Below are 23,689 nucleotides of genomic sequence, written 5' to 3'. Positions count from 1 at the left end.
TTCTGACAGGGATCCTAGGCGGGCGGCTTGGGCTGTTCCGAGCGTGCAGACGTGCCCATCGTCGGTAGTGCCAGCACCACTGTCGGAGGAGTGATCGCACGCCCGACGGCGCGGGGCACCGCTGCGTAGCGTCACGGCGTACCCCCTACGAGGAGCCTTGACGATGTCCTTCACCGAAGAAAAGCACGCCGCGCGCCAGCGCCCCGGGCCGTCGGGAGTGGCACCGCCACCGCGCGGACTCGTGGAGAGAACGGCCGCCTGGAGCATGGCCCACCGCAAGACGACCCTCCTGCTGTGGATCGCACTCGTGATCCTGGCCTACGCGGCAAGCATGGTGACCGGTGTCCGCGAGCAGGACGACGCCGATGGTCTCACCGGGCAGTCCGCCGTCGCCGAACGGATGCTGGACAACGCGGATTTCGCGGACGACGGCATCGAGCGGGTGATGATCCAGGCGCGAAGCGGCAAGCTGTCCACCGCGACGGCCGACGACGTGGTCACCTCGCTCCGCGAGCGCTACGACGCCTTGGACGACGTGACCGGGGTCGGTGATCCGGTCACCTCCGAGGACGGGCGCAGCGTTCTGCTGCCGGTCACCCTCGACCTGGGCAGTGGCGACGAGAAGAAGAAGCCCAAGAGCGTGGTCGGCCCCATGCTGAAGGCGACCGAGGCGGAGCAGCAGGCCCATGCCGACCTACGCATCGAACAACTCGGAAAGGGCTCTGTCACCCGCGAGCTGAGCCAACAGCTCGGTGCCGATTTCCAGCGGGCGGAGTTCATCAGCGTTCCGGTGACGCTGCTCATCCTGCTGGTCGCCTTCGGCGCCCTGCTCGCGGCCGGGTTGCCCGTGCTGCTCGGTATCACCTCGGTGGTCTTCGCCCTCGGCCTGGCCGGCGTCACTTCGCTGCTGGTCCCTGTGGATGCCAATCAAGCCAGTCTGATCCTCTTGATGGGCCTGGCGGTCGGGGTTGACTACTCGCTCTTCTACATCAGGCGTCAGCGCGAGGAACGGGCACTCGGCAACTCCCCTGAGGCGGCACTGCGCATCGCCGCGGCCACCTCGGGAAGGGCTGTTCTGGTCTCCGGTTTGACGGTGACGTTCGCCATGGCCGGCATGTTCTTCTCCGGCAACATGCTGTTTTACTCGCTCGCCCTGGGGACCGTCCTGGTGGTCGCGGTGGCCGTTATCGGCTCCCTCACGGTGCTGCCGGCCGCGCTCGCGGCCCTCGGCGACAGGATCGACCGGCCCCGGATACCGCTGTTGCGGCGTCGCACCGTCGTGGGCAAGGAGAGCAGGCTGTGGGCGGCTGTGCTGCGCCCCGTTCTCAGGGCGCCAGGTGTGTCCCTGGTGATCGGAGTGGCGGCCATGCTCGCTCTGGCCGCACCCGCGCTCGGTATGAAGCTGAAGATGCCCGGCGACGAGGACCTGCCGCGCTCGTACGAGATCATGCAGACGTACGACCGGGTGGTCGAGGCGTTCCCGACCGAGGGCACGGCCCATGCCGTGGCGGTCGAGGCTGGCAAGGCCCGATCCAACGAGGTTGCCCAGCTGCTGACGGAATTGCACCAGAACGCCATGGCGACCGGGCAGTTCGCAAAGTCCGCGCAGCCCGATATCGCTCTGTCGCAGGACGGCAGGGTGTCCCGACTCGAACTGCACGTTCAGGGCGACGCGGACGGCCCAAAGGCAGAGCAGACGTTGAAGCTGCTGCGCACCGACCTGGCGCCCCAGGTCCTGGAAGGAGCCGACGTCGACGCATGGGCAGTCGGGGGCGAGACCGCCTTTTCGACGGACTTCTCCGACACGCTGAAGGACCGCTTGCCACTGGTCATCGGATTCGTCACCCTGCTCTGCCTCGGGGTCATGCTGATGGCGTTCCGTTCCATGGTGCTGGCCCTGTTGACGGCTGCGCTCAACGTGCTTTCCGTAGCGGCCGCCTATGGGGTACTCGTCCTGGTCTTCCAGGGCGAATGGGCCGAAGGCCTGCTGGGGTTTGACTCAAACGGAGCGGTGGTTTCCTGGCTCCCGCTTATTCTGTTCGTAGTCCTTTACGGGCTGTCGATGGACTATCACGTCTTCGTTTTGAGCAGGGTGCGCGAAGGCGTCAAACGGGGGGGCTCCACACATGCGGCCGTTAGGCACGGCATCCTTACATCCGCGGGCGTGGTCACTACAGCCGCTGTGATCATGGTCGCCGTCTTCGCGGTCTTCGCGACACTGTCGACCTTGGACATGAAGCAGCTGGGTGTGGGACTCGCCGTCGCCATTCTCCTCGACGCCACCTTGATCCGGGGTGTGCTGCTGCCCGCTGCCCTGGCTCTGCTGGGCACGAGGGCCTGGCCCAAGTCGCGGCCTTCGCGGCGAGCTCCGGCCGTCTCCCACGAGTGATCGGCCCCCGCAGGGAGGGCAGGGCCGCCCCCGGTCCTTCTCTTCCTGCGCCCGGTGGCCAGCGAGCGAAGGAGATTACCTGTATGGGTGGGTGGGCCGCGGTTCCTTCCGGCCTGGTGGTGCGGTCCGGGGAACTCCACGTGTTCAGGACCCGTTTGGATCCCTCCGGCCAGGCCGCGGGAGAAGCGGTGGAACTGGTCAGCGAGGAGGAGCGGGCCATGGCGGAGGCGTTGGACCGACCCGGCGACGGGCGAGCCTTCCTGTGTGCCCGTGCCACGACCCGCAGGGTACTCGGCTGGGTGCTCGGGCGCAGTCCCGCCAGTGTCGAGTTCTGCCGCTCGGAGCACGGGAGACTTGCCTTGGTGGACCGCGAGGTCTGCTTCAGCGTGGCATACGGAGGCGGCCTACAACTGATCGCCGTGTCGCTGAACGGCGCGGTCGGCATCGACGTTCAGGACGGTGACGTGACGTACGGCGAGAATCTCCATCTGGCCTTGACGCGGTGGGAACAGCAACTGCTGCGGCGGCTGTCCCCTTCCGCCCGGCAGATGTTCTTCCTCGGCCTGTGGACACGCAAGGAGGCGGTTCTGCGCGCGGTCGGCTACGGCTTTCGTGTGCCGCCGGACGAGGTGGACGTGCTCTTGGAGGATGGCGAGGGCGTGGTGGCGGTGCCGCTGCCCGACGGCGCCGGGGTCGCCGAGGTGCACGTGCGCGACCTGCCGACCGGGCGCGGGACGGTGGCCGCCGTTGCGACCACCGGACCGGTGACCGATCTGCACACCTGGATGTTCAATCCCGCTGTGGGCGCCGTACACCTGAACTCCTGCTGACCGGACCGGGCGAATCCCCCGCGCCTGGGCCGGTCAGCAGGCTGCGCCGGGCGGCCCCCTATTGGGGGCCGCCCGGCGTCAGAAGTTCGCTCAACTGCCGCCAGGCCTCGGAGGACTTGCGGTACGCACCGGCACGCTCAAGGATCTCGGCCGCCTGCCGGTAACTGTCCTGGGCCGCTGCAGTGTCACCGGCCAGGGAGTGTGCCTTGGCTGACATGAGATGGCACTGCCCCAGTTTCGCCAGGGGCACTTCGGCCTCGCCGTCGCATACGCGGCCGGTCAGGTCCAGCACACGTTCCGGCCGCCCCTGACGCAGCGCCAGCTGGGCCTCGGCCAGCATGAGATCGGCCAGGTCGTCTGCCCGGCCGACGAGCTCGATCGCCTGGCGGGCGCGGGCGAGCAGCCCTTCCGCGCTCTCCAGGGCATCGTCTGAGGGGTCGTGTTCCAAGCGGAGTGCCGCCGAGGTCAGGCACAGCCGGGCCCAGGCCGCCAGATTCACGTCCGGACGCAGACAGACGAAAGCCTGCTCGTGCAGTCTCGCCGCTTCTTGCGGCAGCCCGCACAGGAAGCGCGTACTGCCTGCCGCCCAGTAGACCTGGCCTCGCAGTTGGCGGGACGGGACGTTCTCGGCGATCTCCTGCAGTGTGTCGGCGAGCCTTGCAGCGTTCTCCAACTCGCCGCTGTCGGCATAGGAGTTGAGCAGCGCCAACATCGCCTTCACCCGCTCGTGAGCGGTCGGAGGCAGAGTGACGATGTCCGAGACAGCGGCCTCGGCGACGCGGACGGCTTCCCCCAGCCTCCCCTGGTGGCGGAGGTTCTCGGAGAGGGCCGTGGCAACTCGTGCCGCAAGCCGAGGCGTCTCCTGTGACAGAGAGGTCTCGGCCAGGCCGGTGAGGACGGTGTGCTCCTCGGCGATGTGCCCCAGTTCCCGCAGGACTTCGCCCAGCACCCAGGCGGCCTCCCAAAGCAGGTCCTCTTCGCTGTGGCCGGCGCCTGCCGCGACGATCCTGCGCAACAGCTCCGCTGCCTCTGCCAGTTCACCGTCCTTGCGCAGAGCTCCCGCCGTGAGCAGCTGGCTGGCCACGTCGAGCCGCTGACTGCGGTGCTCGTCCTCGCTCTCCTGCGAATCGGGGCCGGTCAGGGTCTCCAGAGGCACCTCGAGCCGACGGGCGAAGAGGGAGGCTATCAAGTCGTTTGGCGACCGCCCGCCGCTCTCCACCCGGGAGACATAGCTGGCCGACACATCGTCACCGGCCAGTTCGCTCTGGGACAGTCCACGCTGAACCCGCAGTCGTCGTAGTCTGCGCCCGAAAGCGGGCTGTTCGATCATCATCGTCCTCCGGGGTCGCCCTGGCTGCGAGACCGGGCGGGCGAGCGGCTGTCATGTGCCTCAGCCGCGTGGCGCGCTCTCGGGCATGAGCCCAACAAGACGACACTGTCACCGATTGCGCCGAGGCAGCCTAGGGCGCGCGCGTCGACCCTGTCGAATTCCTTGCCGAGCGGTAGCGGGCGTGCTGATCCATCCAGTCTCCGCAGGTCAAAACCGTGCGGCAAGAGCTACGTCAAAACTTGCTTGAAGCATGACTGTATCCATGCCTAGTGTTGTGACGAGCGTGACGGATCGGTGTCAAAGTCTGTGACAACTCATGGGGGAACTGTGCGTGCTGACATACGTGGCGGTGAACGCGCCTCGGTCACCGGGAGAGCAGGCGGGGGTACTGGGTCGCAGACCGAGACGCCTCTCTCCGTGGGGCAGGCGTCTCTCCTCTTCCTGTACGAGCTCGCGCCCGATTCGCCCGCCTATCACATCACCGCTTGCGCGACGGTCGGCGAACGACTCGACACCGAGCGGCTGCGCCGCGCCTGGCGTGCTGTCTGTGCTCGCCATCCGGTGCTCACCGGTGTCATCGCTCTCCGCGCCGAGGGGTACGTGCAGCGCTGGTACGGGGCCGAGGCGCCGTTCGCCGTACGTGAGACGCCGGGTATCGGCGCCGAGGAGTTACGGTTGCTCGCCATCCGTGACTACGAGCTCCCCTTCCACCTGGATCGCGAGGCTCCGGCTCGTTTCTTCGTCTATCAGGACACGGACAGCACCACGCTGCACCTCGTCCTTCACCACATCGCCGGTGACATGAGTTCCCTCTTCATCGTCATGGAGGACCTGCTCACGGCGTACCGCTCCGAGACGGACGGCACACCAGGGCTGCCTGTCGACTTCGACACCTCCTACGCGCGTCACGTCGCGGCCGAACAGGCATTTCTGGACGGTCCTCGCTCGGAGACGTCGCGCCGCTACTGGGAGGAGCGGCTCTCCAACTGCCAGTTCGCCCTCGATCTGCCCGGCATGACCGCACCTCGCCCGGTGGCCGACCCCGAGGCTCCAGCCCACGTGCGCTTCCGCCTGGGTTCAGAAGTCACTGTGCGAATACGGGAGTTGGCCGAGTCTCGGCGCAGCACCACTGCCACGGTGCTGCTCGGCGCTTTCAACGTGTTGCTGCACAAACTCACCGCCTGCGACGACATCGTCGTCGGCTTCCCTGTTGAGGGCCGCAAGACGTCCTTCAAGCGGACCGTCGGCCACTTCACCAACTCGCTGCTGCTACGCACCCCGGTTACTCCCGGCGCCACTTTCGACTCCGTCCTGGACGCCACCCGCACTGCGCACATCGATGCCGTACGGCATCGGGCGCTGCCCACGCCGACGGTCCTCGGGCGTCTGACCCCGGGGTCGGCCCTGTCAGGGCAGTCGCTTTACCAGGTGAGTTTCCAGTTCGAGTCGGACCGGCTTGCCGACGGTACCAAGGCGATCCTGGGGGACCTGGGCACAGTCCGCTTCGCGGGCTTCGACACGGTGCCGGTGCCGGTGCGTCAGCAGGTCGGGCAGTTCCCGCTGCGGCTGCAGGCGGGTGAGATCGACGGAGAGATACACGGTGTCCTCCATTTCGATCCGACCCGGCTCGACGCGGAGACCGTCGTCGGCTACGCCCGGTTGTTCGAGACCGTAGTGGGTGAGGCCGTGGCCGACCCGACTCTGACCGTCGCCCGCCTTGGCGCCGAAGCGGACACGGCCCTGCGCTGGTCGGGCGCCGGGGGCGACGCGGTCGGTGACGGGCTGCCGGTGCACCAGGCGGTGGTGGCGCATGCGCTCGCGGCACCAGGCGACGTGGCCCTGATCGATGGCGAACGGGCATGGACGTACGGGGAATTGGAGCGTGCGTCTGCTGTGGTGGCCGCGCGGTTACGGCAGTTGGGGGTCGGGCCGGAGTCGGTGGTGGGCTTGTGTCTGCCACGCGGGGCCGTGACGACGGTCGCCATGCTGGGCGTGCTGCGCGCGGGTGGCGCCTGGCTGGCGCTCGACCCCTCCTACCCGGTCGGGCGGCTGCGGCTGATGGCGGCCGAGGCCCGCTGCGCCGCCGTAGTCCGGGGCGCGGCCCAGCGGGAACTGACAGTCGGTGTCGTCTCCGCGGACACCCCCATCCTGGAGCTAGACGGCCTTGACCTGACCGCCGACGCCGACCGGACCGGTCTTGACGCGGCGCACGAGGATGATCTGGCGTACCTGGTCTTCACCTCGGGCTCCACCGGCCGCCCCAAGGGCGTGGCCGTGAGCCACCGGACGCTGGCCCGCTCCACCGCCGCGCGCGGCACTTTCTACGGCTTGCGCCCGCCGCGCTTCCTCTTGCTCTCCTCCTTCTCTTTCGACAGCGCCTACGCCGGCCTCTTCTGGGCCCTGACGTTCGGAGGGACCTTGGTGGTCCCCGACGCCGACCAGGTGAAGGACGCCGACGAGCTGGCCGACCTCGTGGAGCGGCACAGGCTGACACACACTCTGACCGTCCCCTCCTTCTATCGGGCTCTCCTGAACCGGCCCGGGGGACCAGGGCGTTCGCTGCGCACCGTCGTGGTCGCGGGCGAGTCCTGCCCGCCGGACCTTGTCGCCGAGCACCGGGCCGTGCTCCCGGAGTGCACTTTGGTCAATGAGTACGGGCCGAGCGAGGCCACTGTCTGGGCGACCGGCCATGTCTGCGCGGACGTTCCCGGCGGTTCCGTGCCCATCGGTACCCCGATCGCCGGAACCACCGTGTACGTGCTGGACGAGGCGATGCGGTCGGTCGTCGCCGGAGGCGTGGGCGAGCTGTACGTCGGTGGTGCGGGTGTGGCGCGCGGGTACGCGGGGCGGGGCGGCCTGACGGCCGAGCGATTTGTTCCCGACCCGTTCTCGGACGTGCCGGGGGCGCGCTTGTATCGCACGGGTGACTTGGTGCGTTTCGACGCTACCGGTGTCCTGGAGTTCCACGGCCGGGTCGACGAGCAGGTCAAGGTACGTGGTTTCCGGGTGGAGTTGGGCGAGATCGAGGCCGCGGTCCGGAGCGCGCCCGGGGTGGCGGACGCGGCCGTGGCGGCGGTGGCGCCGCCGGGTGATGGTGAACGTCGTCTGGTGGCCTACGTGGTGACTCGGGCCGGGACCATGTCCGAGCCGGAGGATATACGGGAGTGGGTGGCCGAACGCCTGCCCGCTCACATGGTGCCCGCCGCCGTGATGGTGCTGGACGCGCTGCCGTTGTCGGTGAACGGCAAGGTGGACCGCCGGGCGCTGCCGACACCGTCGTGGGAGACACCCGACCGGGACTTTGTCGCGCCCCGCGGCGAGGTGGAGCGGCGGCTCGCCGAGGTGTGGTGCGAGGTTCTGGGGTTTGAGCGTGTCGGTGTGCACGACGACTTCCTGGCCCTGGGCGGGGACTCGATCCTGTCGATTCAGGTGGTGGCGAAGGCCCGGCGGGCCGGTGTCCGCCTCACTCCACGGCAGTTGTTCCAGCATCCGACCATCGCCCGCCTTGCTCCGCAGGTAGAGCTGTTGTCGATCGGAGGCGACGACGGTCCAGGAACGGACGGCAGCGCCTCGGACACCGTCGACACCGTCGGGCTGCCCGCCGACCGGCTCGCGGCCTGGGAGCGCTCCCTCGGCCCGCTGCACGCCATCTGGCCCATGTCCGCGCTCCAGCAGGGCATGCTCTACCACGCTCTCGCCGAGCCGCAATCGGACGCCTACACCGAGCAGTTGGTGTGCACCCTGAGTGGAGAGCTCGATCCGCGAGCCTTCCTCGACTCCTGGCGCGGTGCCATCACTCGGCACTCGGCCTTGCGCGCGCACTGCGCCTGGCAGGACGTCGACCGCCCTCTGCTCGTGGTCCCCCGGGACATCGACCTGCCTGTCGTATACGAGGACTGGACGGTCGCGGGCAGTGGGGAGCCGGCGCGTGAGCGCCTGGAGAAGTTCCTGGCGCGGGACCGGAGCGCGGGATTCGAGCTGGATGGTGGCCCGCTGGTACGCATCGCGCTGGTGCGCATGGCCGACGACCGCTGGGCCTTCGTGTGGACCAACCACCACATCCTGCTCGACGGGTGGTCGCTCCCCGTCGTCGCGGGCGACGCCTTCGCGCTCTACACCGCTCTGCGCTCCGGCACTGACATCGAACTCGCACCCGCTCCCGACTACGGCGCATTCGTGCGCTGGAGCGAGAACCGTGACGGCGCCGAGGACGAGACCTTCTGGCGCAAGCAGCTCACCGGTTTCACGACTCCGGCGCTGCTCGCACCGCCCAGGGCCGCGGCCGCCGCGCACGGCACAGACCGGTACGAGCCCACACTGCGGCTGACCGGCAAGCAGTCGCATGCTCTGTACGAAGCCGCCCGCGGACGTGGCGTCACTCTCGCCGTGCTGGTCCACGCCGCCTGGGCTCTCGTCGTCGCCCGGCGTACCGGTGCCCGGGATCTGACGGTCGGCAGCGTCGTGTCCGGACGGCCCGCCGAGATCGATGGCATCGAGGGCACCGTCGGCCTGTTCATCAACACCCTGCCGTTACGCGTGCGGATCTCCGACGACATGCGGGCCGACGACTTGCTCGACTCCGTCCTCCAGGGACTGCACGACCTCACCGATCACCAGCACGCCTCGCTCGCGGAGGTCACCTCCTGGGCCGGAGCCCCGGCTGGGGCTCAGCTCTTCGACTCCATCGTCGTCGTCGAGAACTACCCCTTCGAAGGCTTCATCACCGATGGCTTCACGCTGGAGAGCAGCCGGCTTCTGGAGCGCACCACCTATCCGGTGAGCGTGCAAGTCATGCCCGGCGAGCACCTGGAGCTGCGGGTGTGTGCCGACGCTGCGGCCTTCGACGAGGGCGCCGCGCAGCGGCTCCTCGACGACCTCGGCCGGGCTCTGGACACACTCACCGGCGATCCGGAAACCACCTTCGGCGAACTGGGCATGAGTGATGCCAAAGTCGCACTGACGTGGTCGGGTGCCCAGGCGAAGTCCTCCCCTGCGGGGCGGCCGGTGGCGGAGGCGGTCGTGGCGCATGCACTGTCGGCGCCGGGTGATGTGGCCCTGATCGATGGTGAACGGACTTGGTCATACGGGGAGTTGGAGCAAGCATCGGCCGTGGTGGCCGAGCGGCTGCGGCGGTCGGGCACCGGTCCGGACTCGGTGGTGGGGCTGTGCCTCCCGCGTGGGGCTGCGATGGCGGTGGCGATGCTGGGCGTGTTGAGAGCCGGCGGTGCCTGGCTGGTGCTCGACCCGACGTATCCCGCCGAACGGCTGCAGCTCATGGCGGCCGAGGCGCGTTGCCAGGCCGTCGTGAGCGGTGTCGCACAACGCGAGCTGATCGGCAGCCTGCTGCCCGGTGGCCCATCTCTAGTGGAGATCGACGGTCTCGACCTCACTGCTGACGCCGACCGGACAGGCTTGGACAGGGCGCACGAGGACGACCTGGCGTACCTTGTCTTCACGTCCGGCTCCACCGGTCGCCCCAAGGGCGTGGCCGTGACACATGGTCAACTGGCCGCCCACCTCGCACAGATCAGCGAGACCTTCGGCCTCACTGCCCGCGAGCGGGTCCTGGTTTTCGGCTCGTTCTCCTTCGACGTCAGCACCGAGCAGCTGTTCGCACCGCTGACCGCGGGCGGTTTGGCCGTGATCCGGCCCGACGGACTCCTCGGCACCGAAGAGCTGCTCGCCTTCCTGGAGGAACACCGGGTCACCGTCTTCAACCCGCCGACCGGACTGTGGCGGCAACTGGCCACCGATCTCGCCGACGGTGCTGCAGCCGTACCCCCGGCAGGATCCGGCGGGTACGTTCCACCAGTTCGGCAGTGAGTGCCTCGCCGCCCAGTGCTCGGCGAACTCCTCGGGATACCCGCGCCGGCACCCGACAGCGAATTCTTCGACCTGGGCGGCAACTCACTGATCGCCCTGCAGGTGATCAACCGGGTCGAGGAGCGCTTCGGGATACGGCACCGGCTCCTCGACCTCTACGAGTACCCGGCGATCGAGGACTTCGCGCGGTTCGTACACTCCTCCGCCGGACTGCCCACCGCCGCCCCCGCGTCCCCGGAGCCGCGGTCCACTGGCCCGTCGGCCCGGCCGGAGCTGGTTCCCGGTGACGAGCTGGTGATGTCCTTCGGCCAGCAGCGCATGTGGTTCCACCACCAGATCGACCCGGCGACCACGCTCTACAACCAGCCGACGGTCAGCCGACTCGACGGCCACCTGGACGTCGAGGCCGTCCGCGGGATGTGGCACGACCTCGCCATGCGGCACGAGACCCTGCGGTCCAACTTCGTGGCGGTCGACGGCGCCCCCGCACTGCACATCCGCCCAGACCCCGGCGACTTCTTCACCTTCGCCGACGTGTCGGACGCCCCGGACCCGCATGCGGCCGCCCGCGAACTGGTCGCGCAGGCCGCACGGCGCCGCTTCGACGTGGCCAACGACCCGCTGCTGCGGGTGCTCCTGATCCGGATCGCACCCGAACGGCACGTGCTGCAGTTCACCACGCACCACGCCGTGAACGACGGCGGTGCCCCGCGCATCCTGAGCCGGGAACTGCCCGAACTGTATGCCGCCCGACGCGAAGGACGTGCTCCTCGACTGCCCGAGCTGCCCATCCAGTACCGCGACTACGCGATCTGGCAGCGCCGACTGCTGGCCGGCTCCGCGCTCGACCACGAGCTCGCCTACTGGCGGAAGACCCTGCGGGATGCCCCCCGCCTCGATCTGCCCACCGACCATCCACGCCCCACCCGCAAGACGTACACCGGCCACATGCTGCCGTTCACCGTCGAGGAGCCCGTCGTGGAGCGGCTGCGGAAGCTGGCGGCCGACGAATCGGTGACGCTCTTCGTGGTCCTGCTGTCCGCCTTCAACCTGCTGCTGTCCCGTCTGTCCGGACAGCGGGACCTGATCGTCGGCACCCCGACATCCGGTCGCAATCACCCCCTGCTGCAGGACCTGCTCGGCTACTTCAACAGCACCGTCGCCCTGCGCTGCGCCGTACCGCCGCAGACGGCGCTCGGCGACTTCCTGAGGCAGACCCGCGCGACCGTGCTCGAGGCCATGGACCACCAGGAGATCCCCTTCGACCGGGTGGTCAGCGCGGTGGGCGCCCGGCGCGAGGCCGGCCGGGACCCCCTCATCGACGTCTCCTTCGTCCACCAGGAACTGCCCCGCTACGAACTGGCCGACTCCCGTTACAGCGCCTTCTTCGACGAGGAGCGGAGCACCATCAACCGCTTCGAGGGGATGCCGGTCGGCACCGCCAAGCTCGACCTGACCCTGATCACCACTGTCCGCGAGTACCGGGCGGATGTGACCGCGGGCCTGGAGTACAGCACCGAACTCTTCACGGCCGACACCGCGGCCGGATTCATCAGCGCCTACCAGGAGCTGCTGCGCGCGCTGGCGTACGAGCACGACGCCGGCCGGCCGATCGCCGCGCTCCTCGACACCCCGGCGCCGGGCACGGAGGGAAGGCGATGACCGAGACGAGTACGTTCCGAGGCCTTCCGCAGCGTGTCGGCGTGGTCGGCGCGGGCACCATGGGCAGCGGCGTGGCACAGACGTTGGCCCAGGCCGGATACCACGTGGTCGTGGTGGAACCGGACACGGCCGCGGCCGACCGGGCGCGCGACGCGATCAGGGACGGCATCCGGCTCGCCGCCCTGCTCGGCCGCGGAGGCCGGACCGCGGGGGCCGACGCACCGGGCCGGGTGCACTGGGCGGACCGCCCGGAGGCGCTGCACGACACCGGGTTCGTCGTCGAGTGCGTGACCGAGCGCCAGGAACTCAAGGAGCGGATCTTCACCGAACTCGACCGCTGTACCCCGCCGGACACCATTCTCGCCTCGTGCACATCAGCGATCCCGATCGCCTCGCTCGCCGCCCGCACCGGCCGCCCCGGCCGGGTGATCGGGCTCCACGTGATGAACCCGGCGCCGCTCAAGGAGACGGTCGAGGTGGTGCGCGCCCCCCTGACCAGCGACGAGACCCTCGACGTCACGGCACGCCTGCTGGCCAGCATCGGCAAGCGGCCGCTGGTCGTGCAGGACGGTCCGGGCTTCGTCATCAACCGCGTCATGATGCTGACGATCGTCGAAGCCGCGGCCGCGGTGAGCGAGGGCAAGGCCGACGCGGCTACCACCGACGCACTGTTCGAGCAGTGCCTCGGACAGCGGATGGGCCCACTGCGTACCGCGGACCTCATCGGCCTGGACAACGTCGACGACACCCTCACGGTGCTGCGCGAACACACCGGCGACAGCCGCTACACGCCGCCTCCCGCTCTGCGTGAGCTGGTTGCGGCCGGCCACTACGGCCGCAAGACCGGACGGGGATTCCATGAGTACAAGTGAGATATCTGATCGCGAACTGCGGCCGGTGCACGAGCTCGTGGCCGAATGGGCCGTGCGAACACCGGACGCCGTCGCGGTCGTCGACCGCGATGTCCGTATCCGGTACGCCGAACTGGGCGCCCGTGCCGATCAGGTGGCCCACCGGCTCCGGGAGCACGGGGTCGGGCCGGGGGTACTGGTCGGGGTGAGCCTGGAGCGGTCCGCCGACCTGATCGTGGCGCTCCTAGGCGTCCTGAAGGCGGGCGGATGCTACGTACCGCTCGACCCCGCGTATCCCGTGCGGCGGCTGCGCCATCTGACCGAGGACTCCGGCCTGACGACACTGCTGGTCGGCGGCACCGTACCGCGCTGGTGGGGCTCGTTCGCCGGCAGTGTCGTGGACCTGTCGGCGACGGGGGAACGGCGGACGCCTCCGGACACCCCGGTGTCCGCGGACGTGGGGCTCGACGACCTGGCGTATGTGATCCACACGTCCGGCTCGACCCGGCCGCCCGAAGGGCGTGCCCGTCCCGCACCGCAACATCAGCCGACTGTTCGCCGCCACCGAGCACTGGTTCGGCTTCGGACCGCAGGACGTGTGGCCGCTCTTCCACTCCTACGCCTTCGACTTCTCGGTGTGGGAGCTGTGGGGTGCGCTGGCCCACGGAGGCAGCCTCGTCGTGGTGCCCTACGAGACCAGCCGCTCACCCGAGGCGTTCCTGCGACTGCTGCGCGAACACCGCGTGACCGTGCTGAACCAGACACCGTCCGCCTTCTACCAGCTGATGCGGGCCGAGGCCGCCTCGGCAGCCGACGCGCGTGAACTCGCACTGCGGTATGTGATCTTCGGCGGCGAGGCGCTCGACCCGGCAGCCCTGGCCGACTGGTGCGACCGGCACGGAGACACCGCACCGCGGTTGGTGAACATGTACGGCCTCACCGAGGCCACGGTGCACGCCACCTACCACCGGATCACACGTGCCGACCTCGAGGCGGGCGGTGCCGGCGTGATCGGGGAGCCGCTGCCGGACCTGCGGCTGCACGTGTTCGACGCGCACGGCCAGCCGGTCGGCGAGGGCGGAACCGGCGAGCTGTATGTGGGCGGAGCGGGCCTCGCCCCCGGCTATCTCAACCGTCCCGGCCTCACCGCCGAACGCTTCGTCCCGCCCCCGCACGCCGCTGCCTCCACCTCTGCCCCCGGCGAGCGGCTCTACCGCACCGGTGACCTCGTACGGATACGGCCCGGCGGCGACCTCGAGTACCGCGGACGCGTCGACTCGCAGGTCCAACTCCATGGCTTCCGAGTCGAGTTGGGAGAGATCGAGGCCGTCGTCGCCGAGCACCCCGCCGTCCACGAGGCCGCGGTACTGCTGCGGCCGGGGCCCGCGGGCGACGACCAGCTCGCGGCGTACGTCACAGCCCGTACCGGTGATCCCGGCGACCTCGACCCCGAGGTGCTGCGGGCCCATACGGCGGGCAGCCTCCCCACGCACATGGTGCCGTCCACCTTCACCTTGCTGCCCGCGCTCCCGCTCACGCCCCACGGCAAGCTGAACCGCGCCCGGCTTCCCGAACCACGCCCCGAACGGCCTTCGTCGGGCCCGGAGTTCGCGGCCCCGAGCACCGGCCGGGAGCGGATCCTCGTCGAGGTGTGGTCCCGAGTCCTCGGTGTCGCCGAGGTGAGCGTCGACGACAACTACTTCGCCCTCGGCGGCGATTCGATCCTGGCCATCCGGATGCTGGCCGAGGCCCGCAAGGCCGGCATCGACGCCGAGTTCCAGGATCTGCTCGAGAACCAGACGGTCCGGTCGCTCGCCGCGTTCACGGGCACGGGCGGGGACGCCCCGCGGGCCGCCCCGGCGCAGGCACCGTTCGCCCTGGTGGCGCCCGCCGACCGCGCCGCGCTCCCGGATGGTCTCGACGACGCCTATCCGATGACCAGGCTGCAGGAGGGCATGTGGTTCCACAGCGACCCGTCGCAGCCCGGAGCGGCCTACCACAACGTCTCGACGTACCGGCTCCGCGCGCCCTACAGCGAGGAGGCATGGCGCGACACCGTGTCCGGCCTGCTGGAGCGGCACGACATTCTGCGCACCTCCTTCCGGACGCCCGGCGACGGTCCGGCCCTGCAACTGGTGCACCGGCGGGTGGCGCCGCCGATCACCTTCGAGGACCTGCGCGGGCTCCCCGACGGTGAGCTCGACAGGGCCGCCGAGCGCAGGTTCGTCCAGGAGCGGGCCGACCGGTTCGACAAGCAGTCGGCGCCGTTGATCAGATTCCATGTGCAGCGCCGTACCGCGGACACCGTCCAGCTCTTCGTCACCGAGCACCACGCCGTCCTCGACGGTTGGAGCGAGCGCTCGCTGTTCGTCGAACTCCTCGGCCAGTACGGCCGCAGGGCCACCGGCTGGGCCGCTCCGTCCGCGTCTCCCCCGAGGTCTCGGTTCGCCGACTACGTACGGCTTGAACAGGAGTCGTTGCGGAGCGAGGCCGACCGGCACTTCTGGACCGAGGAGTTGACGGGCGCGACCTTCACCCCGCTGCCGCGGGACCTGGCGGACGGCACGGCGCAGGACGGCCCGTCGATGCGGACCGCGGGCCGGCGGATGCCCCAGGAAGTCACCCGGGGACTCCATGCGCTGGCCCGTGAACTCGGTGTCCCGCTGCGGATCGTGCTCCTTGCGGCACACCTGCGGGTGATGAGCCTGCTCAGCGGCACGGACGATGTCGTCACCGGAGTCGTCTTCAACGGCCGCGTCGAGGAGCAGGACGGCGACCGGGCACTGGGCCTGTTTCTCAACACGCTGCCCGTGCGCGGCCGGCTCACCGGGGGCAGCTGGCGGGACCTGGTCGCCCGAACCTCCGAGCTCGATCGGCGCATCCAGCCCCATCGCCGGTTCCCGTTGGCCGAGATCGTACGGCGGACGGAGTCCCCCCAACTCTTCGAGACATACTTCAACTACACGCACTTCCACATCGAGCGCTCGCTGGCGGAGCGGACTCACGTGGAGGTCATCGAGCAGCGCGCCGTCGCCGACACCCACTTCCCGTTCGGTGCCGAGTTCGTCCGGCACGGCACCGAGGACACCCTCGGCCTCGGGCTGCGCTTCGACGCGGCGTGCTTCGACGAGGCGCAGATCGACCGGATCCACGGCTACTACACGGCAGTCCTGAGCGCCCTGGCCACCGACTCCGACCGTCCGTACCGGCCGACCGACCTGCTGTCCGCGGCCGAGCACCGCACAGCCGCGCAGTGGAACGACACCGCTGAGACGTACGACCGCCCCCACGTGCTGCACACCCTGGTGGCCGATCAGGCACACCGCACCCCCGACGCCACGGCCGTGGGGTTCGAGGGAGCGGGACTGACCTACCGCGAACTCGACGAACGGGCCGACCGGCTGGCCCATCGGCTGCGGGCCGCGGGGGTGAGGCGCGGGAGCCTCGTCGCGGTGCTCCTCGACCGGTCGCTGGAGCTGCCCGTCTGCCTCCTCGCGGTCCTCAAGGCCGGCGGCACCTACGTTCCGCTGGACCCCGAGCACCCGGAGCAGCGGCTGCGCGGGATCCTCGTCGACGCCGGGATCACCGTGGTGGTCTCCCAGGAACCGGGCGGCGAGCGGATCGCGGCGTCCGGGGTCGGCGTGATCCGTCCCGACGAGGCCGAGCCACCGGGGTTCAGCTGCCCGCCCGGGCCACCGGACGGCGGCGCGGGCCCGGACGACGGGGCCTACTTGATCTTCACCTCGGGCTCGACCGGGCGTCCGAAGGGCGTCCTCGTACCGCACGGCGCGATCGCCAACCGGCTGCTGTGGATGCAGCGCCGGTTCGGCCTGCGGCCCGGCGAACCGGTGCTGCAGAAGACCCCCGTCACCTTCGACGTGTCCGTCTGGGAGTTCTTCTGGCCGCTGATCACCGGCGGTGTCGTGATTCTGGTCCGGCCCGGCGGTCACCGCGATCCCGCCCACCTGGCGGAGGTGATCGCCACCGAGTCCGTCACGACCGTGAACTTCGTGCCCGCTGCGCTCCAGGCGTTCCTGGAGGATCCGGCCGGCGCCCGGTGCACGGGGCTGACCCGGGTCATCTGCGCCGGCGAGGCCCTTCCGTACGATCTGCAGCGGCAGTTCCTGGCCACGCTGCCAGCCGAGTTGCACAACATCTACGGTCCCACCGAGGCTGACCTCACGCACTGGATGTGCACCGAGGACGGCCGCGGCACCGTGCCGATCGGGCGGCCGATCGCGAACTCCCAGGCACATGTTCTCGACCGCCACGGCCAGTACGTCCCCCAAGGCGTAACCGGTGAGCTGTACCTGTCCGGCGCCGGGCTCGCCCGGGGCTACCACCGGCGGCCGGATCTCACCGAAGCCGCGTTCGTCCAGCACACCGACCGTGCGGGAATCACCCGCAGGATGTACCGCACCGGCGATCTCGTACGGCATCGGCCCGACGGCGCACTGGAGTTCCGCGGCCGCGTCGACGCACAGATCAAGCTGCGCGGCCACCGGATCGAACCCGGCGAGATCGAGGCCGCGCTCCGCGACCACGACGACGTCCTCGACTGCGCCGTACTGCTCACCGACGGACGGCTCGCCGCTTACGTCGTCGCAGCCGCGGGCACCCGTCCCGACGGCGCGGCGATCGCCGCTCACGCGGCCGGACGGCTCCCCGCGCACATGGTGCCGACGCTCTGGACACAGCTCGACTCGATGCCGCTCACCGACAGCGGCAAGGTGGACCGCAAGGCCCTCTCGTCGGCGGTGGGCACGGTGCTGAACGACAGGTCGCACGACACCACGCCACCACGCGACGCCCGCGAGGCCCGGCTGCTCGGCCTGTGGACCGAACTGCTCGGCGGAGACGGGCCACAACTGGGCGTGCACACCGACTTCTTCGCCGCGGGCGGCCACTCGCTGCTGGCGACCCGCCTGGTCTCCCGCATCCGTACCGAGCTGGGCGCGGAGCTCGGCATCGGCACCCTCTTCGAGCGGTCCACGGTCGCGGCGCTGGCCGAGGTCCTGGAGCCGCCCGAGGGGCGCCGGCCGGCACTTGTCCCTGGCGGCCGACCGCCGGTGATCCCGCTGTCCTTCGCCCAGGAGTGGTTCCGGGGCGAGCTCGACGGCCCCACCCGGCACAACATCACCCTGGCGCTGCGTCTGACCGGCTCCCTCGATCACAAGGCCCTGGAGGCGGCGCTGCAGGACGTGGTGGCCCGGCACGAGTCGCTGCGCACCGTGTTCCCGTTCGTGGACGGTGAGCCCTGCCAGCGGGTCATCGACGCGGACGATGTGCCGCTCGGCCTGCCGGTGTTCGACGTGGCGCCCGACGACGTCGGCCGGGTACTCGGCGCGGAGGCCCGGCACGCTTTCGCGCTGAGCGATGAAGTACCGCTGCGTGGGCGACTGTTGGCGGTGCGCGAGAACGAGCACGTACTGATCCTGGTGATCCACCACATCGCGGCCGACGGATGGTCCGAGTACGTACTGGGACGGGACCTCTCGGCGGCTTACTCGGCCCGGTCCGAGGGCGGGACACCGCGCTGGGAACCGCCGCCGGTGCAGTACGCCGACTACACCCGATGGCATCGCACCCTGCTCGGGGACGAGTCCGACCCGGACAGTCTGCTGCGCCGTCAGCTAGCGTACTGGCGCGCCAGGCTCGCGGGCGTGCCCGAGGAGCTGCCCTTGCCTCGGGACCGGCCGCGTCCCGCCGCCGCCTCGCGCCGGGGCGGCGACGTGCCCGTACAGGTGCCCGCCGATGTGCACCGGAGCCTCCTCGCGCTCGCCGCCGGGCAGGGAGCGAGTGTGTTCATGGTGCTGCAGTCGGCGCTCGCCCTGCTCCTGTGCCGTATGGGGGCAGGCGAGGACATCCCCATCGGCACGGCCGTGGCCGGGCGCACCGACGAGGCGCTGGAGGACCTGGTCGGGTTCTTCGTCAACAGCCTCGTCCTGCGCCACGACCTGTCCGGCGACCCGTCCTTCGGTGAACTCCTCGCACGCACCCGCACGCACACGCTGGCCGCATACGACCACCAGGACCTGCCCTTCGAACGGCTCGTGGAGGAACTGGTCCCGGACCGGACGGCGGCCCGGTACCCCCTCTTCCAGGTCAAGCTGGTGCTGCACAACACCCCGGAGGCCGCCCTCGACCTCCCCGGCGTGCAGGTCGAGCCGGTTCCGCTGGAGCACGAGTTCATCGTCTACGACCTCAACATTCACCTGTACGAGCGGTTCGACTCCGCAGGCCGGCCGGCGGGTCTGTACGGGCACCTCATCTTCGCCACCGACCTCTTCGACCGGAGCACCATCGTGTCCCTGGCCCGGGGATTCGTCCGGGTCCTGGCCGACGCGTCCGCCGACCCGGGGCGGCCGGTCAGCGCGTTCCACCTCCCGGCCTGACATGTCCTCACCGCCAGTTGCGCCGGATGTTCCGGACAGGACGCGGGACGACCGCGCATGGCTGCGGAGTCCCGACCGGTACCCGGACGTCGGGGCGCTCGGATACGGCACGACGCCGGCGAACTGGGCGGTGTCGTTCGAGCACGGGCTCTCCGAGCATCTGATCCATTTCGTGGTGGCCGGCCGGTACGAGGGCGTGGCCGGCCGCCGGCGGATCCGGGCCGGTCCGGGGACGCTGGTGTGGATCAAGCCGGGCGTACCGTTCGCGTTGCGTGCCACCGGTGCGGGGCCGCTCGCCCTCTACCGGCTCCAGCTGCCGTCGGCTCCCGCCGAGGATCCGCCTCTGGGGCCGGTCGTGGTTCTGCCCGGGGCCTGGGAACTGCGGGCGCCGCTCGACCTGTTGACCGGGACGCGGGAGGCCAGGCGTTCGAGGTCGGACCGAAGATCTCCTGGTAGGTCTCGTCCTCCCACACCTGCCGTTCCATGACGTCACTGTCACCAGCACCAAGCTGGTCGAGCTCCGCAACCGTATGGAGGACGAAGTCCTCCCAGGTCCTCTGCTGGTGCTCGTGCCTTGGCACATCACGAGCTGATTGTGCGGACGGTCCAGGGGGCCTCCCGACCGCCGTCCGGGCCGCTGCGATTCGGCAGCTGGGAAGTCATCGAGCGGCTCAGTGAGACGGCGCCCGATGACGGCGCCGGCATCCACAGCGAGTACCCCGAGGATCCGCTAACCGCCGACGCAAAACTGCGGATGATCCGGCATGTCCTGATGGGCGTCGCCCATGCCCACCAACGGCGCATCGCGCACCGAGAGCTGAATCCCTCGACCATCCTGGTACGGGCGGCTTCCTCCAGGCGACACTCAACCACCTGCATCACACCTGGCAGAAACAGGAGGGGACCTTCGGCTTCCTGGATACCGACGAGCAGCGCGAGCGCTTCCGGGACCGGTTGCAAACGTACGCGGAGAAGCACCTGTTCGGCGCTGAGGGGCCTCGCGTTTTCCGGACAGGTGTCTGACCGTCTATTTCACGCGGCGATTCACAACTTCTCGTACTCGGCGTGGACTTCGCGTGGAGGGCGGTAACCCACCGCCGAGGAAGGCGTTTGCGATTGTACCGGAATTCGATGTACCGGGCGATGTCCTGCCGGGCTGCTTCGCGAGTCAGGTAAGTCACGCGTGATACACGCTCGTTCTTCAGGGCTCCGAAAAACGATTCAGCCATGGCGTTGTCGAAGCAGATCCCGGTACGCCCGACAGATCTGCGAAGCCCGAGCCGGTCGAGTGTCTCCGCGAACTCGGAGGACATGTAATTACTTCCGCGGTCCGAATGAAATATCGCCTCCTTGGCGAGCCTCCTGTTCCGTGCCGCGTTACGTATGGCCCTGGATATCAGAGAGGTTTGGTAGTGGTCGTTCATCGCGTAACCGATCACTTCCTTCGTGCAGCAGTCGATGACCGTCGCGAGGTACAGCCAGCCTTCCCCGGTCGCGATGTAGGTGATGTCGCCGACGAGCTTTTCGCCGGGCGCGTCCGCCGTGACGTCGCGGCCCACGAGGTCCGGCACCTGGCCGGCCGTGGCCTGGGTAAGGCCGAACCGCCTCGGCCGGGGCTGGCACGGCACCAGGCCCAGTTCACGCATGAGACGGCGGACCAGCTCCGGGCCCGCGGCAACGCCCCAACGGTCCAGCTGGGCTTGGACGCGCCGGTGCCCGTAGGTGCCATCGGACATGTCGAAGGCTTTCGTGATGAGCAACTTCAGTTCGTCGCGCCGTTGGGCCGTCGCGGATTCCGGGCGGGATCGCCAGTCGTAGTAGCGGATCTGGATACGCCGAGTCGGCCGCACATGAACTCGACGCTGTATGCGTACTCCTCGGTGTCGAGCCGCATCTCGTCGATGAACTCGTACTTGCTTGCTACCGGGGATCCTTCGCGAAGTAGACTGCGGCTTTTTCAGGAAGGTAACTTCCATCTCCAGCTCGCGGTTGCGTCGTTCGAGTTCCTTCAGGCGTGCCCGATCGTTCACCGTCAGTTCCGCGTCGGGGCCGGTTCCTGCTGCTTCTGGTGTTTCTTGACACAGCCGCGTAGCGTCTCCGGGTTCAGCTCAAGTTCCCGGGCGACTTCGGAGATCGTCTTGCTCGACCTCAACGCGATCTGGACGGCTTCCTCGCGGAACTTCGGCGAGTACTTACTGGGTGGCGCTCTTCCTCGTTTCCTGTTCAAGACAACCCTATTGGGTCCCTGTCCGGAAACTTCGTGGCCCCTCAGGGTCTGCCGGGGCTCACGCCTGCGCAAACTCCACGACATTGCGGCGAGCGCCGTATGGGGCGGACGACCTGCGGGTCTGGGAAGAACGGCTGCCAGAAGGTGACCGAGAAGGACGCATCGCGGCATAGATCGCGAAGGCCCGTTTCCGGGGAATGGAAACGGGCCTGGGCATCCCGACCTGCAGAAACGCAAGTCGTATAGGTGCCCCCGGCAGGATTCGAACCTGCGCACACGGCTCCGGAGGGGCCTTCGGTCCCAGACGTATGAGCAGGTCACGACCCGTACTAGGTGATCTGTCGTCAGCCTCTGTCCACGAATAGTCCGCAGCCTTCGAGGTGGTCTCCTCGATGTGCTCTACGGGCGGAGCGGTTGCTGAGGTCTAGCGCCGTCACGATCTGTCCCCGGCCGGGCTCGTCGGCCGGGGGACAGATCGCGGGCGAGATGCGCGCGACGCAGACCGTGCGAGCGGAGGTGACGCAGATCCTGGCGGGTGTCGTACATGAGCTGCCAGTGGAAGTAGTTCACCTGCTCCAACACCGCGAACAGGGCGAACCCGAGCCCCGGCCAGCTCTCCCGCCCGGGCCGCTCGGCCACCGCCCACGCGGTGATCAGCACCCCCACGGCCAGCAGCGGAACATTGAGCACACGGGCCGCGACGAAGGCGGCGGCCCCCGGTAGACGCCCGCCGGGGGCCGCGATCAGACGGAGCTTGGCCAGCCAGTACGCGGCCCCCTGAACGAGCAGCAGAGAGAACAGGCCGAAGCCCACCGCGTTCGCAGCCGTCATCGGCAGGCCGAAGCCGATCCCCCCGATGCTGCCGAACCAGATCGCGGCCTGGAGCGCGATGTTGAGCAGTTCCAGAGCGGCGAGCGAGCGCAGCCGTCCCCGGATCCAGGCCCGGGAGCGATGACTCACACCCCGGTCGGGGCGATCGAGTCCGCGAGTCTGTGACATGGCCGTGAGTTCCTTGGAGTCGTGGACCTGAGCGGTTCCTGGGCGACGAGCGCGTCAGGACAGGGAACGCAGCGTCGGGTGACGGTGCTCCTATCCGTCCTCCGTGGCCAGGACATGGGCCGCGATCAGACGCAACGCCTGGTCGCGGTCCCAGTCGAGGGCCGCGGCCCGCATCGCCTCGACCTTGGGCGGCAGGTCTAGGCCCAGGTCGTCGGTGAACAGCGCCTGGCAGCGTTTGATCACGCCCAGGGCGCTGGCTCGACGCAGTGTGCCGCTGCCAGCAGCTCCCACAGCCGCTGCCGGTAGGGCGCCTCGGCGATTGCGCACTCGATCCGGTACGTCACCATATCGGTACGGCTGGCCAGGAGGTAGTGGGCTGGTGAGGAAGGCTGCGACGATCAACAACGGTTGATGCCGGTCGGCATAGTTGCTGTACTTCGCTGCTGGCTGATGGCTGCCCGCTGGCGACCGATGTCCCCCGTGGTTCCCCGAGCTGGAGGGCACAGAGCGGGCGCGCGACCTGAGCTCTATGGCACTCGCCGCTTTTTCGATTGTGGGGGTGGAGGTCACGGGAGATCCTGGGCGTATGGGTCCTGGATTACGTCGCATAGCTGGCATGGCAAGCGTGTTGGTCGGCATCACTCTTGTGGTCTGGTTGGTCTTCGGTCCTCCGCAAGACTGGGAGGGCGGCTTGAGATGGCTACGTCATGGCCTGGCATGGGGGTCCCTGGGAGTGGTCGTCTTCGCTGCCCGGCTGATGTTTCCTGACACTCAGGAAGGCACGGCGGACACGGTGTCCGACTAGGTCGGCGGAGCGGCATTGGGCGGGAGCTGCCATGGGGCGAGTGATCATGGCCCCGTAAGCTTCCGGCGAGTCGGGCAGTCTGTGGACCTGCCCGTTAAAGCACGACGTTGGGGCCATGATCTTCGAGGCTCGCCCCATGGTGGCTGCCTAAAGCCGTGGAGCCGACCGCCCCAGCCATAGAGGGTTTCTCCCTCTTCCGCCCGCTGCACGTAGCGCGCCGCCGGGCGCGGCCAGCCGGGGCGAAGACAGGAGGCAGGCCGCGCCGCAGAGGCGGCGCGCGCCCGCGCCGTGCGCGGGCCTTGATGAATGTAGGGAAACTCCTACCGCGCCGCCCTAAGGGCTGTCCCGTAATCGATCTTCGGGCCGATGCGGCGGCGG

12 protein-coding genes and 2 pseudogenes are annotated in these 23,689 nt (G+C 69.3%); 9 read left to right on the top strand and 5 right to left on the bottom strand.

Annotated elements, in window-relative coordinates:
* The first annotated feature begins 163 nt into the window (after nt 1-163).
* Together ACFYO0_RS39650 and ACFYO0_RS39645 are read left to right on the top strand one after the other, a co-directional pair.
* Nucleotides 164-2,389, top strand: coding sequence for an MMPL family transporter (locus ACFYO0_RS39650; protein ID WP_388686195.1), 2,226 nt, complete (start codon nt 164-166; stop codon nt 2,387-2,389).
* A 140-nt stretch (nt 2,390-2,529) separates the two neighbouring features.
* The gene (locus ACFYO0_RS39645) at nt 2,530-3,219 is read left to right on the top strand and encodes a 4'-phosphopantetheinyl transferase family protein (RefSeq protein ID WP_388686193.1); all 690 of its coding nucleotides are present in this window, start codon (nt 2,530-2,532) and stop codon (nt 3,217-3,219) included.
* Nucleotides 3,220-3,277: 58 nt separating this feature from the next.
* Here the strand turns inward: ACFYO0_RS39645 and ACFYO0_RS39640 are convergent, their stop codons facing one another.
* A complete protein-coding gene (locus tag ACFYO0_RS39640) occupies nt 3,278-4,552 on the bottom strand; it encodes a helix-turn-helix domain-containing protein (RefSeq protein WP_388686191.1) in 1,275 nt (424 codons plus the stop codon).
* A 291-nt stretch (nt 4,553-4,843) separates the two neighbouring features.
* On the opposite strand from ACFYO0_RS39640, the gene ACFYO0_RS39635 reads away from it, so the two are divergent.
* From ACFYO0_RS39635 to ACFYO0_RS39605, 7 genes and pseudogenes are all read left to right on the top strand, one after another.
* Nucleotides 4,844-10,372, top strand: coding sequence for an amino acid adenylation domain-containing protein (locus tag ACFYO0_RS39635; RefSeq protein ID WP_388686190.1), 5,529 nt, complete (start codon nt 4,844-4,846; stop codon nt 10,370-10,372).
* Nucleotides 10,373-12,034 (top strand): condensation domain-containing protein, encoded by a 1,662-nt coding sequence (locus ACFYO0_RS39630; RefSeq protein WP_388686189.1) that lies wholly within the window; start codon nt 10,373-10,375, stop codon nt 12,032-12,034. It begins immediately after the preceding gene.
* On the top strand, nt 12,031-12,906 hold the full coding sequence (locus ACFYO0_RS39625) for a 3-hydroxyacyl-CoA dehydrogenase family protein (protein ID WP_388686187.1): 876 nt from the start codon (nt 12,031-12,033) through the stop codon (nt 12,904-12,906). The genes ACFYO0_RS39630 and ACFYO0_RS39625 overlap by 4 nt, the downstream gene beginning before the upstream one ends.
* A pseudogene (locus tag ACFYO0_RS39620) lies at nt 12,893-13,378 on the top strand (AMP-binding protein); the annotation flags it as partial. The gene ACFYO0_RS39625 and the pseudogene ACFYO0_RS39620, both read left to right, overlap by 14 nt.
* Before the next feature lie 25 nt (nt 13,379-13,403).
* Nucleotides 13,404-14,696 (top strand): annotated as a pseudogene (locus ACFYO0_RS39615) (non-ribosomal peptide synthetase); the annotation flags it as partial.
* Nucleotides 14,697-14,819: 123 nt separating this feature from the next.
* Nucleotides 14,820-19,280: an amino acid adenylation domain-containing protein gene (locus ACFYO0_RS39610; RefSeq protein ID WP_388686227.1), complete on the top strand. Its 4,461-nt coding sequence runs from the start codon at nt 14,820-14,822 to the stop codon at nt 19,278-19,280.
* A 1-nt stretch (nt 19,281) separates the two neighbouring features.
* Complete coding sequence (locus tag ACFYO0_RS39605) at nt 19,282-19,767, top strand: cupin domain-containing protein (RefSeq protein WP_388686185.1); 486 nt, start codon at nt 19,282-19,284, stop codon at nt 19,765-19,767.
* 391 nt (nt 19,768-20,158) lie between these two features.
* On the opposite strand, the gene ACFYO0_RS39600 is transcribed toward ACFYO0_RS39605, so the two are convergent.
* The 4 genes from ACFYO0_RS39600 to ACFYO0_RS39585 form a co-directional block, all read right to left on the bottom strand.
* Entirely contained in the window at nt 20,159-21,310 is a 1,152-nt protein-coding gene (locus tag ACFYO0_RS39600) for an IS3 family transposase (protein WP_388686184.1), read from the bottom strand.
* A 2-nt stretch (nt 21,311-21,312) separates the two neighbouring features.
* Nucleotides 21,313-21,591 (bottom strand): transposase, encoded by a 279-nt coding sequence (locus ACFYO0_RS39595; protein ID WP_388686182.1) that lies wholly within the window; start codon nt 21,589-21,591, stop codon nt 21,313-21,315.
* Between the two features lie 315 nt (nt 21,592-21,906).
* Nucleotides 21,907-22,506, bottom strand: coding sequence for a hypothetical protein (locus ACFYO0_RS39590; RefSeq protein WP_388686180.1), 600 nt, complete (start codon nt 22,504-22,506; stop codon nt 21,907-21,909).
* Between the two features lie 90 nt (nt 22,507-22,596).
* Complete coding sequence (locus ACFYO0_RS39585) at nt 22,597-22,749, bottom strand: hypothetical protein (protein ID WP_388686179.1); 153 nt, start codon at nt 22,747-22,749, stop codon at nt 22,597-22,599.
* Between the last annotated feature and the right edge of the window lie 940 nt (nt 22,750-23,689).

Source organism: Streptomyces sp. NPDC006365 (assembly GCF_042870755.1).
Taxonomy (GTDB): Bacteria; Actinomycetota; Actinomycetes; order Streptomycetales; family Streptomycetaceae; genus Streptomyces; species Streptomyces xiangluensis.
The sequence above is the reverse complement of the archived record's forward strand: the minus strand, read 5'-3'. Positions and strand labels throughout refer to the sequence as shown.

Excerpts from the sequence above, each read along its gene's own strand:
- ACFYO0_RS39595 (WP_388686182.1), bottom strand. The coding sequence starts at position 21,591 with ATGTCGTGGAGTTTGCGCAGGCGTGAGCCCCGGCAGACCCTGAGGGGC.
- ACFYO0_RS39640 (WP_388686191.1), bottom strand. The coding sequence starts at position 4,552 with ATGATGATCGAACAGCCCGCTTTCGGGCGCAGACTACGACGACTGCGG.
- ACFYO0_RS39605 (WP_388686185.1), top strand. The coding sequence starts at position 19,282 with ATGTCCTCACCGCCAGTTGCGCCGGATGTTCCGGACAGGACGCGGGAC.
- ACFYO0_RS39625 (WP_388686187.1), top strand. The coding sequence starts at position 12,031 with ATGACCGAGACGAGTACGTTCCGAGGCCTTCCGCAGCGTGTCGGCGTG.
- ACFYO0_RS39590 (WP_388686180.1), bottom strand. The coding sequence starts at position 22,506 with ATGTCACAGACTCGCGGACTCGATCGCCCCGACCGGGGTGTGAGTCAT.
- ACFYO0_RS39650 (WP_388686195.1), top strand. The coding sequence starts at position 164 with ATGTCCTTCACCGAAGAAAAGCACGCCGCGCGCCAGCGCCCCGGGCCG.
- ACFYO0_RS39610 (WP_388686227.1), top strand. The coding sequence starts at position 14,820 with ATGACCAGGCTGCAGGAGGGCATGTGGTTCCACAGCGACCCGTCGCAG.